Consider the following 17,101-nt stretch of genomic DNA (forward strand, 5'->3'; position numbering starts at 1 on the left):
TAAATAGATTTTTCTAGGCTAGGATTGCATAGATAGCCTTTTCTAGTCTAGGTTTGCATAAATAGATTTTTCTAGGCTAGGATTGAGTTTACATATGATAGACATAAGAAAGCCACCTCAAGAGGTGGCTTTTATCACAAAACAGTAAAACAAATTATTTAACTGCTTCTTTTAATGCTTTACCTGGAACAAACTTAGGTACTTTAGCCTTTTTGATTTTAATCTCTTCACCAGTGCGTGGGTTACGACCAGTACGCGCTGCGCGAACAGAAACACGGAAAGTACCAAAACCTACTAGGGTTACTGTATCGCCCTTTTTAAGTGTCGCTTTTACAGCTTCGATAGTAGCATCTAAAGCACGACCAGCAGCAGCTTTAGAAATCTCTGCTTTTTCAGCAATTTTTTCAACTAATTCAGTTTTATTCATCAAATTACCCCTATAAGAATGAGTACAAAAAAACTTCTTTCGTTATAATCTCTTGAATAACCTTGTCTGTCAAGTATTTACCTATAAAAAACTCCATTTATCAGGGTATATCACTATTTTTCAGGCTGAATTGCCCCAATTCTGTGGGTTTTTCATCACATAACAAGCACTTCTGCCCTTTCTTTGCACTTTCTTATAGCCTTATGACACAGCATCTTTTTTAAGCAAAAAAACACTCCCTTACCTTTGGTGCTGGCTGCTATTTCACTTATGGCACATCGTCTTTTTTAAGCAAAAAAGCACTCCCTAGACAAGAGTGCTTGAATGAAAAAAACTATCAATAAGCTAAATTTAAGCTGATACTGTTTTTTGGTATGCTTGCTCAAAATCGGCAATTAAATCATTAACATCTTCAATACCGACTGAAATACGCAATAAATTATCAGAAATACCCATTAAGGCACGTTGTTCTGGAGATGCTTCCGCATAAATCGTTGGTGCCACAGGTAAGCATAAAGTGCGGTTATCACCTAAATGTGTAGCGAGGATAATCGTATTTAAATTATTTAAAAACTTGATTAAATCAATATCATCACGCAATGAAGTAGCAATTAATGAACCATAGCCTTTGCCCTTAAATAAGGTTTTCGCCAACTGGTGCTGAGGATGATTTTCTAAACCAGGATATTTAACTTCTGCAAAAATAGGGCTTTCTTGCATATAACGAGCAAGGGCAAGTGCATTATCATTAGCTTTTTTGGCTCGCAACTCAAAAGTTTCCATGCCAAGTGCAATGCGATTTGCTGCCTCAGAAGAAAGAGTAGCCCCCATATCCCGCAAGCCCTTTTTCTTAATTTGGGTAATCCCCTGCTTTTCCAAGGGATAACTACGATAAACATCTAAAATATTCGGATAACGAGACCAATCAAATAGACCTGTATCCGTCACAGAGCCTCCTAAAGCATTAGCATGACCACAAATAGACTTTGACAAGGAGTGCATCACTAAAGAGGCTTTGATTTCTTTACCCTTTAACAAGTAAGGGGTCACCATAGTCATATCCACAAAGTAAATCAACCCTTGTGCTTCACAAAAATCCCCCATCGCTTTTAAATCACTGACTTGTGTTACGGGATTACCAATGGTCTCGGTAAAAAGCATGCGTGTATTTGGACGAATGGCTGCCTTGACCTCATTGATATTGGTCGTATCCACCATAGTGACTTCAATACCAAGTTGTTCCAATGTAGAAAAAAGACTCTTGGTATTGCCAAAAATAAAACGACTAGAAATAAAATGATCTCCCGCTTTTAATAGCGTCAACATGACTGCTGCAATAGCCGCCATACCAGAGGCAAACCCTATCGTAGCAATCCCCTCTTCTAATAGGCTTACCTTATTCTCCATTGCTGTCACCGTTGGTGTCCCTTGGCGCGAATAAGCATAACCAGGAGTATTACCAAACACAGCAATCAAATCTCTCACATCATTAAAGGAATACTGGGCAGATACGTGGATAGGCTTGTGAATAGCATTATGCTCAACTTTTTGGCGACGATCTGCATGAACAATTTTGGTACTAATATTTTGGGAACTCATGATGTTTTACTCAAAAAATAAAATGCTTGGGGGTAACAGGAAACAAAATCGATAATTAACAATGAAAAAATAATCCGACTGATGAGAAATACCTGTCATAATCAACCAACCTATTACCTTAGCACATTGGGGAAAATAGATATGCAAAGAAGTATAAGCGATAGTTAATAGGGTTACAAAATACGCTTAAAACTTTTAGTTATAAATCTGTCTTCCATACTCCTGTACTTCCATACTCCTGTACTTCCATACTTCCATACTTCTGTACTTTCATACTTCTGTACTGTCATACTTTTTTAAAAATATGCTTTTTAAAAATAAACATGCACTCTTTTAGATTTACGAGAAATCTTCCAGAGTGCTTGTGAATAGGCTTATGCTGACAGCTTAATCAACGCTTTGCTGCGAGACGTTGGCGACTTGTCTCATATAAACACACGGCACTGGCAACGCTAACATTCAAACTTTCTACAGAGCCTGCCATAGGGATACGCACAAGTTCATCACAAGTTTCTGCTGTCAGACGACGCATACCATCACCTTCAGCTCCCATTACCCACGCCATAGAACGAGTACCATCAACCTGATAAATGTCTTGTTCTGCTTGGTCTGTCGTTCCTACCAACCACACATCACGCTCTTTCAGCTCACGCATGGTGCGCGCTAGATTAGTCACCATTAAGTAAGGCACAGTATCTGCCGCTCCACAAGCGACGCGTTGTACCGTAGCATTCAGCCCTACCGCACGATCTTTGGGGGCAATCACAGCGTGAACTCCCGCAGCATCTGCAGTACGCAAGCAAGCACCCAAATTATGCGGATCAGTTACCGAGTCAAGAATCAGCAATAAAACCGGCTCAGTCACCACATCAAGAACATCATGGATATTTACCGCCAACTGCCGTTGCTCAGCCAAAGCCACTACACCTTGATGGCGGACTCCTTTCGCCAAACCATCAAGACGCTCCATGTTTACGGCGTAAATCTTAACTTTCTGACGCTCAGCCTGATCTACCAAACTTTGCATGCGTTTGTCTTTTCGAGAGGTTTCAATATAAATTTCTTTAATAGAGTCAGGGGCGTGACGCAGACGTGCTGTCACTGCGTGAAACCCTGCCAAAATCTGATGTGATGCCATTTTTTACCTTTATAAAATTAACGTTTTTTTCTTGTGCTACGTTTACTTGAAGATTTAGTTGTTCGTCGCTTACTAGATTTCTTTGTGCTACGCTTTGCCTCTGCGGCTCGCTTGGCCTCTAACTCGGCTCGAGCAGCCTCTTTCTCCGCACGTTTGGCCGCAGCTCTTCGTTGCTTAGCAGTTTGTCCTTTTAGGGCGTCTGGTTTTGGTTTGGCTGCCCGTTTAGGTGCTGTTGAGCGTTTATTTGCACTGTTTAGCTCTTTTTGCACAGAGGCAAAAGTTAACCCTTGTACTGGCAAGAACTCAATGCGTCTTGCTTCTAAATCTACCCGGGCCACTTTTACATGCATAACATCACCGAGACGATAACGCTTACCTGTGGTATCCCCTATCAATTCGCCTGTCTTCTCTACATATTGGAAATATTCCCAACCTAACACAGAGATATGTACAAGCCCCTCAACAAAAAGATTATCCAGGGTCACGAACACACCGAAATTAGTCACTCCTGAAATCTTGCCGCTAAAGACTTCTCCGATATGCTCTCGCATATACCATGCTTTTAGCCATGCCTCAACATCTCGTGAAGCATCATCAGCTCGACGCTCACTTGCTGATAATTGGCGTCCCAAGGTATCCCAAACGGCATGCTCATATTCCTTGGCAGATTCACCCTTGGCCTTGGCTAAACCCTCTACATGGGGGACATAGCGCGTCTCTGCCAAAATTGATTTAATAACCCTATGTACTAGCAAATCAGGATAACGGCGAATTGGCGAAGTGAAATGAGTGTACGCCTCATAAGCAAGACCAAAATGCCCTACATTATCAGGGCTATACACTGCTTGTTGCATAGAGCGCAAAGCCATGGTCTGAATCATTTGATAATCAGGACGCATACGTGCTTTATCTAACAAGGCGGCATAATCCTTGCCATGAGGTTGAGTAGCCCCACCCAAAGACAAACCAAAATACTTTAAAAAATCACGTAGGCTATCTAATTTTTCAGGTGTCGGTCCCTCATGAATACGGAACAACCCCATACGTTTATGGGTGAGAATAAAATCAGCAGCACAAGTATTGGCAGCAAGCATGCATTCCTCAATGAGGCGGTGTGCATTATTACGAATAAACGGCACGATTTGTTCAATCTTGCCCATCTCATTGCTGATGATTTTAGTCTCGACTGTCTCAAACTCCATTGCTCCACGAGCCTGACGTGCCTTGAATAATAATTCGTATAATTGGTATAAATCCTGAATCTGTGGCTGTACATGACGTAACTGTTGAGCAGAAGGTCCATCAGGCTGCTGTAGACAATCCCATACCTGAGTATAAGTCGTACGTGCATGTGAGTGAATCACTGCATTATAGAATTGATATGCTGTCACCTGCCCTGCTTTAACCCCTGTTGCTGGAATCACCATATCGCAGACCATGACTAGACGATCGACTTCAGGATTCAAAGAGCATAATCCATTAGAAAGTACCTCCGGCAACATAGGAATCACGCGACGAGGGAAATACACTGACGTACCACGCTCCACCGCATCTTGATCAAGTGCATCACCTGCTTTGACATAGTGAGACACATCAGCAATAGCAACTAATAAACGCCAACCACGACGTTTTCGTTTTTCTGTCCCTAGATTCACTTCTTGTGCATAAACCGCATCATCAAAGTCACGAGCATCTTCTCCGTCAATCGTAATAAATGGAATATCTCGCAAATCAATACGGTCTTTTAAATCTTTTGCAGTCACATGATCAGGGAGTGCATTGGCTTGTTTGAGGGCAGCTTTAGAAAATTCAGCAGGGACATTAAACTTGCGAATTGCAATTTCAATTTCCATACCTGGATCATCAATATCTCCCAAGACCTCAACCACTCGCCCTGTAGGCTGACTATAGCGTGTCGGCTGGGTAGTGATTTCGACAACGACAACTTTACCCTTTTCTGCCCCAGCTAATTCAGCAGTAGGAATTACAATATCATGCTTGATTCGTTGATCCTCTGGGACAACAATCCATTGATTTTGTTCATAAAGCAGACGACCAACAAGCTTAGTAATGCCTCGTTTTAGAACCTCTAGAATAATCCCCTCAAGGCGGCCTCGTGAATCCTTACCGGTCACTTTGACACTCACACTATCGCCGTGGAGAACTTTGAGCATTTCACGGTTAGGTAAAAAGACATCCTCACTACCATCATCAGGAATGAGAAAGCCAAAACCATCACGATGCCCTTGTATAGTACCTACCACAACATTATTATTGTGCAGATTAATCTTGTAGCCTTGACGAATTGCAATCAGTTGACCATCTCGCTGCATGGCTTGTAAACGTTTTTCTAAACCAACGAGACCTGCTTCCCGTAGCAACCCAAAATGTCTTGCCAACGCATCTACGCCAATTTGCTTTTTATGCATACGCATAAATTCCAAAATATCCTCACGACTAGGCACATCAGGATCGTATTGATTGCCCATCTCTATCGGCGTATTGGCATCTCGTGTGACCAAAGGAATCTCCTTAAAAATAAGTTCGACAGCATCAATCGCCACCGAAATACACTTATTGTACGGCATTCATGGTGACTTTTTTATGATTTAAGATAATTACTACAATGAATACCGTGATGGGCAATGAAATTTCCCACGACTCAACGGCATACCGCTAAGATTCGATTATAGAATAATGCCAAAACAAAGCGTCCCAAACTCGCCTATGGGTTTTGTTTAAGTTACAGACTGCCTACTGGTTTTACCTAAGCCACAAACTCGCCTATGGGTTTTGTCTAAATAACTGAGAAAATTGCCAGATAAATCCCCAGCAGGGCAAAATTAATGGCACTGAACCATTTTAATAAAGAAGTCTTCTCTTTAGGATAGTAGCTGGCAAACACTTTATAGCCAATCAGGTTTGCTAATGAAGCAATAAGTGTCCCCATACCACCAATATTAGCCCCAATTACCATTGCTTGAGCATGCTTGGTAAAAGGAGCTAGCAATAAGGAGGCAGGAACGTTACTAATCACTTGACTAACCCCTGCCGAAACCCATAATGTATCCTTATAAGACTGCACACCATTACGCAAAAAATCTGCTATAGAATGGTTTTGTGATAGATTACCAACGATTAAGAAAAAACATACAAAGGTCAATAGCATCAGGTAATCCACTTTTTTAATAGCATGAGGAAATTGCACCAACACTAGTACAACAGCTACCACCACCCACCAAGGACTATGTGCAAAATTCATAACATGCGCCAGCATAATCAGTAGCCCTGCATATGGTAGGAATTTTTGTGGTGAGGGGGAATAACGTTTTAAGAAAGGTACATGCTGGTGCAACACAGGCGAAGCAGAGGAGGTGCTAGCCACTGAAGAAGCCTCAACTTTTGGATGGGTATTAGTAGCTAAAGGTGCTTTAATTGGCGAGGGGGGATTAAAACCGTCTGCCTGTTGTGGTGAGCCAGCTGCTAAAACATGAAGTGCAGTCTGCTGTGTTGCTTCTTTATTAAAGGGTTCCTTAGCAACCAATAGACTCAATCTCCACAACATCACTGCGGATAGTAGACAAAACAGCCACATCCATGAGAAAAAAGTCTGTACATTTAAATGATAATACGAATAAAGAAAGATATTATGCGGACTTCCAGTGGGAAATGCACTACTTCCCAGATTAGCTGCCAGAATAATCAGCACAGTACCCAACAAGGTTTCTCGCCGCGCCAACACTTGCTTTGCAATCATCAGAAAAATAGGCAAAACCGTCAAAATTGTCACATCATTGGTTAGCAACATAGAGGCGAAAAATGACAATGCCACCAACAGCTGCACCAAACTTCTCTTGCTATTGGCAACAAGTGTTGCAAGATGGGCAATTCGGGTCAATGTACCCATTTCTTTCAGGGCTTCAATAACAATCATCAAACCAAATAACGAAATAATCACTTTGGTGTTAATAAATTGTGTATCAAACCGCCCCAATGAACAAGCGATAACTGCTCCCACCAAAGATATGCTAAAAGTCATATCCTTGGTTAGCCAAGCCTTTAACAAACCCAACATTAAATAACAAACTTTTCGTAAATGTACTTCGCCACCATCAAGAAACACATTAATACCACTAGTGGTCGTACCAGTTTAGCTCCGTTCTTAATGACCATTAGTGAACCAATATATGCCCCTAAAATCTGACCAACAATCATCACTCCACCAACAAGCCAAACAATCTTGCCACTCACCAAAAACACCACGACAGCAGCAATATTACTCGCAAAATTAAAGACTTTGGCGTTGCCTGTGGCAGTCACAATTTGTTGTCCACGTAAGGCGATATTGGATAAAGAGAAAAATGACCCTGTTCCTGGTCCAAAAATCCCATCATAAAAGCCGATACTTGGCACCACAGTGACATTAAATAATTTCTCGTCCATCCGCGGCTTTTTCTCAATCTCACCCACACTAGGTACCAGCAAGAAATAAAGACCAATCAGTATCAGCACAATGGGAATAATAATATCAAGCACTTTGACATTAATGAAATGCACACAAATTGTCCCAAGAGTCGCCCCAATAAAAGACATCAAGGCAGCAAACCAAATTTTTTTAAAGTTTACCACCCCTTTGCGAATCATAGTCATTGATGCCGTAAAAGACCCTGCCATCCCTTGAATCTTATTGGTTGCTAAGGCATTGACTGGAGGCAATCCAGACAGCAACAACACAGGAATCCCGATCAATCCACCACCACCAGCGATAGAGTCAATAAACCCTGCCAAAGTCGCTGCTGCAAAGAACAGTAACAACATATCCCAACTAAAGCTAAAATCCATGAAATAAACCCACAAATAAAACTGATATTCTGTAAAACTTGAGTATTTTACGCTAATATAGGGAAAATGGAAATGTGTTCTATTTGCATAAATAGTGACAAAGCAAGGTAGCCTCTTTATTTTAGATGATAGGACTTATTTCCCAGCAACAAGTTCTCATCCCACTTTAGCAAGTAGCATTTATTTAACAACAAGTATTAAATTTAATAAAAACAAGGAATAATATGTCCGAACACTATCTCACCATCAAAGCCATTCATATGACTTGTGCTTATTTAACAGTGTCTTTTTTATTATTTAGGGTATTTTTATCTGTCTACCGCCCTGCTCTATTACAACAAAAATGGGCGAAAGTCTTGCCTCATGTGATTGACTCTGTGTTGCTCATTTGTGCCATTATGATGGTCATGGTGATTGGCCCTCACCATCCCTTTATTCTAGCTAAAATTATTTTACTGCTTGCCTACATTGGAGCAGGCTATGTGACTTTAAAGGTTGTCAAAAGCACATCTGGCAAACTCATCGGATCGGCTGTGATTGTATTAATATTTGTACTAATTGTTGGGGTTGCTATACATAAAAGCCCACTTTCTTGGTGGGCATAAAACTTCTTAACTATTCATTCTCATGAAATTAACCCCTGTTAGTTGCAGGGGCTAATTCACCTAAGGCTTAACACCAGCCTCATGGTTTGATGATTGATTGCACCCAAGGTTTACAATACCAGCCTCATGGTTTGATGATCGACTCCTGAATCTAGGTAAATATCCCCCTCTGCCACAAAGCCATAGCGTCCATAAAATCCTAAAGCATGGGTCTGGGCAGATAACACCAATTCTTTAAAACCATGCTGCTGACCCGCATCGATTAGGGCTTGTAGCACCATACCCCCTACTCCTGTTCCTCGAGCAGATTTCACTACGGCCATACGACCGATATGCCCATCAGGGAGTAAACGCCCTGTCGCAACAGCTTCACCGGCTGCATCAAAGGCAACTGCATGCAGCGATACGGCATCAAACTCATCTATCTCCATTTCAGCAGGAAATTGCTGCTCATCAACAAATACTTCAAAACGAACCTTTGTTGCAGGTTTTTCAAGGGTTATCCAGTCACCAACAACTAATCGTAAACCATTATCCATTATTCTTTCCTCGGCCTATTTATCTCCACTAATGTATTTTGATTGACCTGCATCTTGCTACTGATACTTTTAAGCCATTCTTCTTTACTTAATAATCAGTAAGACGTTTAGGATTATTTCAGGCAATGCTTCAATCATTATCCTTGGTGTGGGGTTTCTTGTAAGGTCCAGCCGCCCTCTGGATGAATTTGCAATACATGAGTGTGATGTACCAACAATGTGCTACGATGTCCCACACTCACTATTCGCATAGATGGATAAGTTTCACGCAATAGCTTATACATTGCAAACTCTAACCCCTCATCCATTGCCGCTGTTGCTTCGTCCATAAATACGACTTTAGGCTTGGTTAAGAGAATACGTGCAAAGGCCACGCGTTGTTGCTCTCCCACAGACAGCATATGAGTCCAATTCAATACTTCGCTAAGGCGTCCTGCCAAATGAGCCAAATGCACTTTATCCATCACATGTTTAGCCTGCTCTAGGGCATCAGGCGGTGGCACATCAGGATAGTACAATGCATCAATAAGACGCCCCTCTGGAAGATAGGGTTTCTGTGACAGAAACAACACTTCTTTGTCAGGACGAACAACTTCACCTTGACTATAAGGCCACAATCCAGCAATCGTTCTTAACAAAGTGGTTTTTCCTGAACCTGAGGGACCTTGAATTAATAAAGCATCTCCTGCATTGAGACGAAAAGAGACTTCTTTCACTAGCTCACGACCTGCAGGTGTGGAAATACTCACTTTATTTAAACTTAATTCACCACCATTCGCTCGCACATTAGGTAACGGTAAATTATCTGCCTCATCAATATTATGATGAAAACCAGTCAAACGGTCTAATACCGCACGATATTGAGCAAAACTATCGTAAGCAGTACGGAAAAAAGACAAATTATCCAACAAATTACTAAATGCTTGTGCCGTTTGTACCATCCCCCCTAGCTCCAATTTACCAGCAAAAAAACGAGGAGCTTGGATAATAAAAGGAAACACTAAGGCAGTCTGTGACACAATTAAGTTAAATCCTTGAAATTTCAGGCTCCGATGAACAATTCCCCACATGTTTTCAATCACTTCCTTAAAACGTCGAGTGAGGCGATTGCTTTCAATTTTCTCACCCGCATAGAAAGCAATACTCTCCGCATACTCACGCACACGGATAAGCGAATAACGATAGTTCGCATTTAATCGCTCATTTAAAAAGTTTAATTGAATCAAGGGTCGACCAATACGGAACGCCAAGAACGTAGTAATCAGTACATAAATAAACAGCATAAATACCATACCACGTGGAATTACCACTCCAAAAATTGGTAAATCGCCTGATAAGTTCCATAAAATCAAGGTAAATGCCACAGCAGATACGAGAGAAGAAATCACCCCCAATGTCAATTCTAGTGATAGCTGGGCAAACTGGATAACATCTTGTTGAATACGTTGATCAGGGTTATCAATCGGACTTTTAAGGTAGTATGAGCGGTAATAACTCTTTTTATCTAGCCAACGTGAGAGCATCTCTTCATTCATAGTCTCACGCCATTTAATTTCAAACCGCTGTTGCAAATAATAAGCTAACAGGATACGACTCACATGAATGGTTGCCAATACAGCAAACACACCCATTTGAATCCAAAAGGCATTGGCATCTAGCTTTTGTAAAGCAGTATACATGGTGTTGTACCAGTTGGAGAACAACACATTAATCCTCACCCCAGCTAAACTCAATAATAGAATAATGACAAAGGTCACTATCGTTAATGGTTTCTTTTTAGGATTAAAATAATGTCCAGCAAGAGACCAGAATTGTGATGCCCAACGGGTGGTTTTAATAAGGATAAAGCCAGTAACAACTAAAAAAACTGACGAAATTAAAAAAGCTCGCCCTATCCACCAAGCGCTATCCATTAATTCTTGTGACCAATTCATCGTAATATCTTCCAAAAAATAAGGTAGGTAGCTTTGTGGATATTAAACCGATACAAAACCACCTACTCTCTGTGTATTCGGTGCTAGTGCCTCTAGGCTAACGTATTATATAGCAAGCAATCTTAAAACAATATCTTACGACATGGAATCTGTCACATCACATTACGTACTGACAATACACTCATCATATGTGAGTTGTTTAATTATTTGCATTGTCTCCTACAAAACTGCCATTTTACGCTTTAAACTTCCTTATTCTCTGACAGCTGTAATTGCTTTTTGTACAATAGCTAGATATAGCGTTGCTACACTGTTCAACATTAGCCGCCATAATTTATTTAGAACAGCTTATCGTTTTTGCTATAAGCTGCTGTTTCGCTTTACGATTTATGATGAATTTTCGGGAACAAGCCCTGTTTGCTTTACAACAAACTGTTATTGAAGACAAGATTAATGCTACCAATGCGATTTCTCTAGAGAATTGTCCTCTTGACCCCTCTCAATCAATCACCAACACCACAGCTTTACCTGGCAGACCAGACAAGCCAGAATTAGTTGATCCTCGTACAGTTAAAGTTCGCGCAGTAGGCTCAGAACAAGGACGTGCAGCCTTACTCCACGCCATTGCTCATATTGAATTTAACGCCATTAACCTAGCTTTAGATATTATCTGGCGCTTTCCCAATATGCCTGAACAGTTTTACACAGATTGGCTACGTGTGGCAAAAGAAGAATGCTACCACTTTGGGCTAGTACGCACTCACTTACAAAGCATGGGCTATGACTATGGTGATTTTGTAGCGCATAGTGGGCTATGGGATATGTCTGAAAAAACCACTGAGGATTTAATTGCTCGTCTTGCCTTGGTGCCTCGAACTTTAGAAGCCAGAGGGCTGGATGTTAATCCTGGCATGCAAGAGAAATTTACTCAAATAGGTGATAACAAAGCGGTTGAGATTTTGTCCATTATTCTGCGTGATGAGGTAGGTCATGTTGAGATTGGTAATCGTTGGTATAAGTACCTCTGCCAGCAACATCAATTAGACCCTGTCAAACACTATGCTCACTTACTAGTCAGTTATGGTACTTCAAAACCACGTGGTCCTTTTAATGTCGCAGACCGCATGAAAGCAGGCTTTTCACAGGAAGAAATTGATTGGTTACAAGCAGGTTAACCATCGTGCCTATAGCACAATACCGTAAATTTTAGGAGATAAAAAAATGCAAGCTATTATTCTCGGAGCTGGTATTGTAGGTTTAGCAACCGCTTATACCTTGGCGAATAGAGGATACGAAGTGACTATTATTGATCAGCATGATGAGGTTGGTCATGGTGCAACCTTTGCCAATGGTGCCCAACTCTCCTATAGCTATGTAGCCCCACTTGCAGGTCCTGGCGTGATTGAAAAAGTACCTAAATGGTTACTCAATCCAGATTCTCCTTTACGCTTTAGACCCAGTCTAAAACCTAGTGATATTGGTTGGCAGTTGCGTTTCCTTAAAGCCTGTAATGCCCACCGTAGTGAACAAACCACTGCGGAATTATTAAGGCTTGCTTATTTAAGCCGTGATTTATACCACGAAATATTTAAAAATCAGACTTTTTGCAATATTGATTTTAGTCGTGCAGGTAAATTAGTCGTCCATCGTACCGCCCATTCTATGGAAAGTGCCGTCCGTCAACTTGAAGTACAGCAACGACTTGGAGGAATGCCTCAACAAGCACTTTCAGCGACAGAATGTATCGAAAAAGAACCTGCTCTAGCTCCTATTGCATCTCAGTTAGTTGGAGGTATCTACACAGAAAGCGAAGAAGCCGCAGATGCCTATAAAGTTACCTTGGCTTTTAAGCAATACCTGATGCAGCATGGAGTGAAATTCTTATTGAATACTCAAGTCACAGGGTTCAAACGCCATGTCGATAACCGTGTCAGTGTCAAAGTGTGTACTTCACCAACTACAACAGCTCATGCTTCAACGGTAGGAGCTTTGCCTAATACGCTTTCCGCCGATGCGATTATTGTTTGTCTAGGTGTAGAAAGTCGCAATATATTGGCTAGTTTGGATATTCAAGTACCTGTCGCTCCACTAAAAGGATATAGCCTTACCCTTGATATTGAAAATGAGAGTATGGCTCCTCATGTTAGTATTACTGACTTTGAACGTAAAGTGGTTTATGCTCGTTTAGGTAAACGTCTACGTCTGGCAGGCATGGCTGATTTGGTAGGACTTGATTACCGCATAGATCAGCATCGTATTAATGCCCTTATTGCCGAGGCGCAAGCTGTTTTTGCACAAGCTGGTGATTATCGTAAAGCCCAACAATGGACTGGTTTACGCCCTGCTACTCCACTAGGCAAGCCTATTATTGATAAAACTCCATTAGAAAATTTATATATCAATATTGGACATGGGGCCTTGGGTTTTACTTTGGCAGCTGGCAGCGCAGAACTACTAGCTGACAAGTTGGAAAATAAATCTCATGTTTTAGCACCGCTATTTAATTTGGCGGTAGCAAAAGCATGGTAAAGGTGCTGTTTTACCTTACTTAGTCATTACTAAAATGAGTAGATGGTCATCAACATCGACTAAATCATCTACAATAATAAAAGCGGTGAATTTATTATCGCCTACTAAATAAGGTAGTCGATTAAAAACTGTTGATTTATTATTGCCTACTAAACAAAGTAGTCGATATATAAAAATAGCTTATTGGTCCTTTTGTCCAATGACATTTATATAGAATAATTTGTATTGCCGTAGAGGTATTTTATGCAAAAAGTTATTGTCCCCGTCGTAATTTTTATTGCGGTACTTATTGCCCTCATGTTTGGGGAGGGATTACTAAGCTCCCTGCTCTCATTCTTAGAAGATGCATTGGGCTTTTTCCTAGATTACTGGCGTATGTTCTACACCCATGTCGCCGATTTTGTAGTGAATAATCCTTATAAACTATTACTTGCCCTTGTTATTACTGCGATTGCCTCTTTATGGATTTTTAAACGCCATGGTGATGAGCTTAACAGCCCAACAAACCGTCGTAAGTTTGCGGTAGTATTAGCGATTTTCCTTGGCTGGTTAGGGGCACATCGTTTTTATCTTGGTCAATATGGCAAGGGTATTGTATATATCTTAATCAGTGCTGTTTTTGCTCCACTCAGTGTATTGCTGAGTTTTATTGATGCCGTACGCTTTTTAGCCATGGATGATGCCGAGTTCCGTACCCATTATCCTTTGTGAGAAATAAGATGGAAATTCAAGATTTAACTATCCCCAGCGAACATATCGACAGCAAACGTTTACTTCAAAACTGGTCATGGCTTTTTGAACCACGGCTTCAAGTGGTGATGATTACCAAACTTGGCGATGCTTTTTTAATTGAACCTAGTACAGGGGAGATTTTTTTCCTTGATACATTAGATGGCGAGCTAGAATCCATTGCAGATTCCGTTAATGACTTTAGAGAATTACTAAACGATCGTGAGTTTGTGATTGACTATTTCTCACTAGAATTACTAGCACCTGTTATTCACCTTGCTATGCCAGAAAATACGGTATATAGCTTTAAAAAACCACCTGTGCTTGGTGGTGAAGTCAGTAGCGATAATTTAGAACTTTTTGATGTCCTTCAGCACTTCGACGATATGGGTAGACTGTGGTTAGAAATTGACCAGCTCGCCCAAGAAATGGATGATGAGGAGTAGTCGATTGGACTATCCTCTTTCTCTAAATTTTTTAAAGACAACCCTATATCAATAGATATAGGTTTTTTTATTATTATCTCTCTTCATAGGAAAGTCTAACCATGCAACCCTCACAATCTTCTGATTTGGTTTATAAACTGGAAGATAAACCTCCTTTTTTTAGTGCATTTTTAAGTGCATTAACCCATTTATTAGCGATTTTTGTCCCTATGGTTACTCCAGCCCTTATCGTAGGTGGAGCATTGAATCTTTCTAATGACATTACTGCTTACCTTGTTTCTATGGCAATGGTAGCCTCTGGGGTAGGAACTTTCTTACAAGTAAATCGCTGGGGAATAATAGGTTCTGGATTGTTATCTATCCAATCAGTCAACTTCTCTTTTGTGACAGTAATGATTACGCTTGGCCTTGGCATGCAGAAAGAGGGGTTAACAGAAGATTTGGTGATTTCTACTTTACTAGGGGTATCTTTTGTCGGCGCTTTTCTTGTAATGGGGGCGGCATGGGTACTCCCTTATCTTAAACGCATTATCACACCCACTGTCAGTGGTGTGGTTGTAATGATGATTGGTTTAAGCCTTATTCATGTGGGGATTACTGATTTTGGGGGCGGTTTTGCTGCCAAAAGCAACGGTACCTTTGGCTCCATGCAAAACCTTGGTTTAGCTAGTCTAGTATTGATTATTGTATTGCTTTTTAACTGCTTTAAAAATCCTTTATTGCGTATGAGCGGTATTGCTGTAGGCTTGATTGTGGGCTATATCGTATCGCTATTTCTCGGCATTGTGGATTTTAGTCCCTTGCAAAATCTTCCTATTATTACTGTACCTGTGCCTTTCAAATACGGTTTTAACTTTGACTGGCATGCATTTATCCTAGCAGGTACAATTTTCTTGCTTAGCGTGTTTGAAGCCGTCGGCGACTTAACAGCAACCTCTATGGTATCTAACCGCCCTATTGAGGGTGAAGAATATACTTCTCGTCTACGTGGTGGTGTGATGGCAGATGGTCTGGTTTCTGTGATTGCTACTGCATTAGGCTCTTTGCCACTCACTACTTTTGCACAAAACAATGGTGTTATCCAAATGACTGGGGTTGCTTCCCGTCATGTTGGTAAATATATCGCTGTGATTTTAGTCGTCCTTGGTCTATTCCCTATTGTAGGCCGTTTCTTTACGACAATCCCTAGTCCTGTGCTAGGTGGTGCAATGGTATTGATGTTTGGACTGATTGCTATTGCTGGTGTGCGTATCATTATGACCAATGGTATCAATCGTCGTGAAGCGATTATTTGTGCCACTTCTGTGGGTTTAGGTCTTGGCGTAGCATTTGAACCTAGTGTGTTTGAGCAATTACCAATTCTTTTTCAAAATCCAATTTGTATGGGTGGTATTGTGGCAGTCGTGTTGAATATTATCCTGCCTCGTGATGATGAGAAGAAGATGTTTACTGAAGTGGATTTGTAAAGCAGCTTCTTTCTCTAGTGGTGCGGCACTTTTAGGTGCCGCATTTTGTTTGCTACAGCGGATTGGTAAAGCAGCTCCTTTCTCTAGCGGTGCGACACTTTTAGGTGCCGCATCCTTTACTTAAGATAAATCTTCAAAGAGCTTTTTAATGTCCCAAGTATGCCTTTCTCACTGCATCATTGACTAATAAGTTAGCCCCTGTATCCTGCAATACAACACGTCCAGTCTCTAATACATATCCACGGTCGGCAACCTGGAGTGCCTTGTTAGCATTTTGCTCTACCAAGAACACTGTCACACCTCCCTCACGAATCGTCTGAATAATCTCAAAAATTTGAGCAATAATCAGTGGGGCTAGTCCTAAAGTTGGCTCATCTAGCAAAATCAGCTGTGGACGACTCATCAAGGCACGCCCGATAGCTAGCATCTGTTGCTCACCACCAGACATTGTTCCTGCACGCTGATTCGCACGCTCTTTAAGACGAGGGAATAGTGTAAATGCATGTTCAATCCCCTCTTCTGTTTCTTGGTCATTTAAAAAGAAACCGCCCATCTTGAGATTTTCAACGACGGTCAGCGCAGGAAATACACGACGCCCCTCTGGAGAGATAGATACTCCACTACGCATAATCATATGCGTCTCATCATTGGTAATATCACGACCAAATAAAGTAATCTTACCCTCAGAAGCACGAGGATTACCACAAACAGTCTTAAGTAAAGTTGTCTTGCCTGCCCCATTGGCACCAATAAGTGTGACAATCTCACCCTTGTTTACTTCAATACTAACATTGTGCAGCGCTTGAATAGCGCCATAATGTGCACTCACATTTTCTAACTTTAGCAC

At 41.1% G+C, this 17,101-nt stretch carries 15 protein-coding genes; 6 read left to right on the top strand and 9 right to left on the bottom strand.

The genetic code is table 11. The features are described 5' to 3' along the window. Nucleotides 1–154 precede the first annotated feature (154 nt). From HKX40_RS06020 to HKX40_RS06045, 6 genes are all read right to left on the bottom strand, one after another. Nucleotides 155–427 carry an HU family DNA-binding protein gene (locus HKX40_RS06020; RefSeq protein WP_171588664.1) on the bottom strand — a complete coding sequence of 91 codons (273 nt, stop codon included), beginning with the start codon at nt 425–427 and terminating at the stop codon, nt 155–157. A 351-nt stretch (nt 428–778) separates the two neighbouring features. Beyond that, a complete protein-coding gene (locus tag HKX40_RS06025) occupies nt 779–2,026 on the bottom strand; it encodes a cystathionine gamma-synthase family protein (protein ID WP_171588665.1) in 1,248 nt (415 codons plus the stop codon). Nucleotides 2,027–2,417: 391 nt separating this feature from the next. Next, nucleotides 2,418–3,164: a 23S rRNA (guanosine(2251)-2'-O)-methyltransferase RlmB gene (gene rlmB / locus HKX40_RS06030; RefSeq protein ID WP_171588666.1), complete on the bottom strand. Its 747-nt coding sequence runs from the start codon at nt 3,162–3,164 to the stop codon at nt 2,418–2,420. A 17-nt stretch (nt 3,165–3,181) separates the two neighbouring features. Further along, entirely contained in the window at nt 3,182–5,653 is a 2,472-nt protein-coding gene (gene rnr, locus HKX40_RS06035; protein ID WP_171588721.1) for a ribonuclease R, read from the bottom strand. A 308-nt stretch (nt 5,654–5,961) separates the two neighbouring features. After that, the gene (locus HKX40_RS06040) at nt 5,962–7,203 is read right to left on the bottom strand and encodes an SLC13 family permease (protein ID WP_171588667.1); all 1,242 of its coding nucleotides are present in this window, start codon (nt 7,201–7,203) and stop codon (nt 5,962–5,964) included. A 35-nt stretch (nt 7,204–7,238) separates the two neighbouring features. Further along, nucleotides 7,239–8,006: a TSUP family transporter gene (locus HKX40_RS06045; RefSeq protein WP_171588668.1), complete on the bottom strand. Its 768-nt coding sequence runs from the start codon at nt 8,004–8,006 to the stop codon at nt 7,239–7,241. A 224-nt stretch (nt 8,007–8,230) separates the two neighbouring features. Here HKX40_RS06045 and HKX40_RS06050 point away from each other — a divergent pair, with 224 nt between their 5' ends. Next, entirely contained in the window at nt 8,231–8,611 is a 381-nt protein-coding gene (locus HKX40_RS06050) for a SirB2 family protein (RefSeq protein WP_171588669.1), read from the top strand. 110 nt (nt 8,612–8,721) lie between these two features. Here HKX40_RS06050 and HKX40_RS06055 read toward each other — a convergent pair whose 3' ends face one another. Then, a complete protein-coding gene (locus HKX40_RS06055; protein ID WP_171588670.1) occupies nt 8,722–9,150 on the bottom strand; it encodes a GNAT family N-acetyltransferase in 429 nt (142 codons plus the stop codon). Nucleotides 9,151–9,287: 137 nt separating this feature from the next. Then, the gene (locus tag HKX40_RS06060; protein ID WP_171588671.1) at nt 9,288–11,084 is read right to left on the bottom strand and encodes an ABC transporter ATP-binding protein/permease; all 1,797 of its coding nucleotides are present in this window, start codon (nt 11,082–11,084) and stop codon (nt 9,288–9,290) included. Between the two features lie 389 nt (nt 11,085–11,473). Here HKX40_RS06060 and HKX40_RS06065 point away from each other — a divergent pair, with 389 nt between their 5' ends. From HKX40_RS06065 to HKX40_RS06085, 5 genes are all read left to right on the top strand, one after another. Further along, a complete protein-coding gene (locus HKX40_RS06065; protein ID WP_171588672.1) occupies nt 11,474–12,259 on the top strand; it encodes a ferritin-like domain-containing protein in 786 nt (261 codons plus the stop codon). 46 nt (nt 12,260–12,305) lie between these two features. Continuing rightward, entirely contained in the window at nt 12,306–13,613 is a 1,308-nt protein-coding gene (locus HKX40_RS06070) for a D-amino acid dehydrogenase (RefSeq protein WP_171588673.1), read from the top strand. A 243-nt stretch (nt 13,614–13,856) separates the two neighbouring features. Continuing rightward, nucleotides 13,857–14,324, top strand: a complete 468-nt coding sequence (locus tag HKX40_RS06075; RefSeq protein ID WP_171588674.1) for a TM2 domain-containing protein — start codon at nt 13,857–13,859, stop codon at nt 14,322–14,324. 8 nt (nt 14,325–14,332) lie between these two features. Then, nucleotides 14,333–14,788, top strand: coding sequence for a T6SS immunity protein Tdi1 domain-containing protein (locus HKX40_RS06080; RefSeq protein WP_171588675.1), 456 nt, complete (start codon nt 14,333–14,335; stop codon nt 14,786–14,788). Between the two features lie 101 nt (nt 14,789–14,889). Beyond that, a complete protein-coding gene (locus tag HKX40_RS06085) occupies nt 14,890–16,254 on the top strand; it encodes a nucleobase:cation symporter-2 family protein (RefSeq protein WP_171588676.1) in 1,365 nt (454 codons plus the stop codon). 145 nt (nt 16,255–16,399) lie between these two features. On the opposite strand, the gene HKX40_RS06090 is transcribed toward HKX40_RS06085, so the two are convergent. Then, nucleotides 16,400–17,101 carry an ATP-binding cassette domain-containing protein gene (locus tag HKX40_RS06090; RefSeq protein WP_171588677.1) on the bottom strand — a complete coding sequence of 234 codons (702 nt, stop codon included), beginning with the start codon at nt 17,099–17,101 and terminating at the stop codon, nt 16,400–16,402.

It is taken from the genome of Pelistega europaea, assembly GCF_013133775.1.
Taxonomy (GTDB): domain Bacteria; phylum Pseudomonadota; class Gammaproteobacteria; order Burkholderiales; family Burkholderiaceae_B; genus Taylorella; species Taylorella europaea.

Coding starts and splice junctions, on each gene's coding strand:
- HKX40_RS06020 (WP_171588664.1), bottom strand. CDS start 427: ATGAATAAAACTGAATTAGTTGAAAAAATTGCTGAAAAAGCAGAGATT.
- HKX40_RS06025 (WP_171588665.1), bottom strand. CDS start 2,026: ATGAGTTCCCAAAATATTAGTACCAAAATTGTTCATGCAGATCGTCGC.
- rlmB (WP_171588666.1), bottom strand. CDS start 3,164: ATGGCATCACATCAGATTTTGGCAGGGTTTCACGCAGTGACAGCACGT.
- rnr (WP_171588721.1), bottom strand. CDS start 5,653: ATGGGCAATCAATACGATCCTGATGTGCCTAGTCGTGAGGATATTTTG.
- HKX40_RS06040 (WP_171588667.1), bottom strand. CDS start 7,203: ATGACTTTTAGCATATCTTTGGTGGGAGCAGTTATCGCTTGTTCATTG.
- HKX40_RS06045 (WP_171588668.1), bottom strand. CDS start 8,006: ATGGATTTTAGCTTTAGTTGGGATATGTTGTTACTGTTCTTTGCAGCA.
- HKX40_RS06050 (WP_171588669.1), top strand. CDS start 8,231: ATGTCCGAACACTATCTCACCATCAAAGCCATTCATATGACTTGTGCT.
- HKX40_RS06055 (WP_171588670.1), bottom strand. CDS start 9,150: ATGGATAATGGTTTACGATTAGTTGTTGGTGACTGGATAACCCTTGAA.
- HKX40_RS06060 (WP_171588671.1), bottom strand. CDS start 11,084: ATGAATTGGTCACAAGAATTAATGGATAGCGCTTGGTGGATAGGGCGA.
- HKX40_RS06065 (WP_171588672.1), top strand. CDS start 11,474: ATGATGAATTTTCGGGAACAAGCCCTGTTTGCTTTACAACAAACTGTT.
- HKX40_RS06070 (WP_171588673.1), top strand. CDS start 12,306: ATGCAAGCTATTATTCTCGGAGCTGGTATTGTAGGTTTAGCAACCGCT.
- HKX40_RS06075 (WP_171588674.1), top strand. CDS start 13,857: ATGCAAAAAGTTATTGTCCCCGTCGTAATTTTTATTGCGGTACTTATT.
- HKX40_RS06080 (WP_171588675.1), top strand. CDS start 14,333: ATGGAAATTCAAGATTTAACTATCCCCAGCGAACATATCGACAGCAAA.
- HKX40_RS06085 (WP_171588676.1), top strand. CDS start 14,890: ATGCAACCCTCACAATCTTCTGATTTGGTTTATAAACTGGAAGATAAA.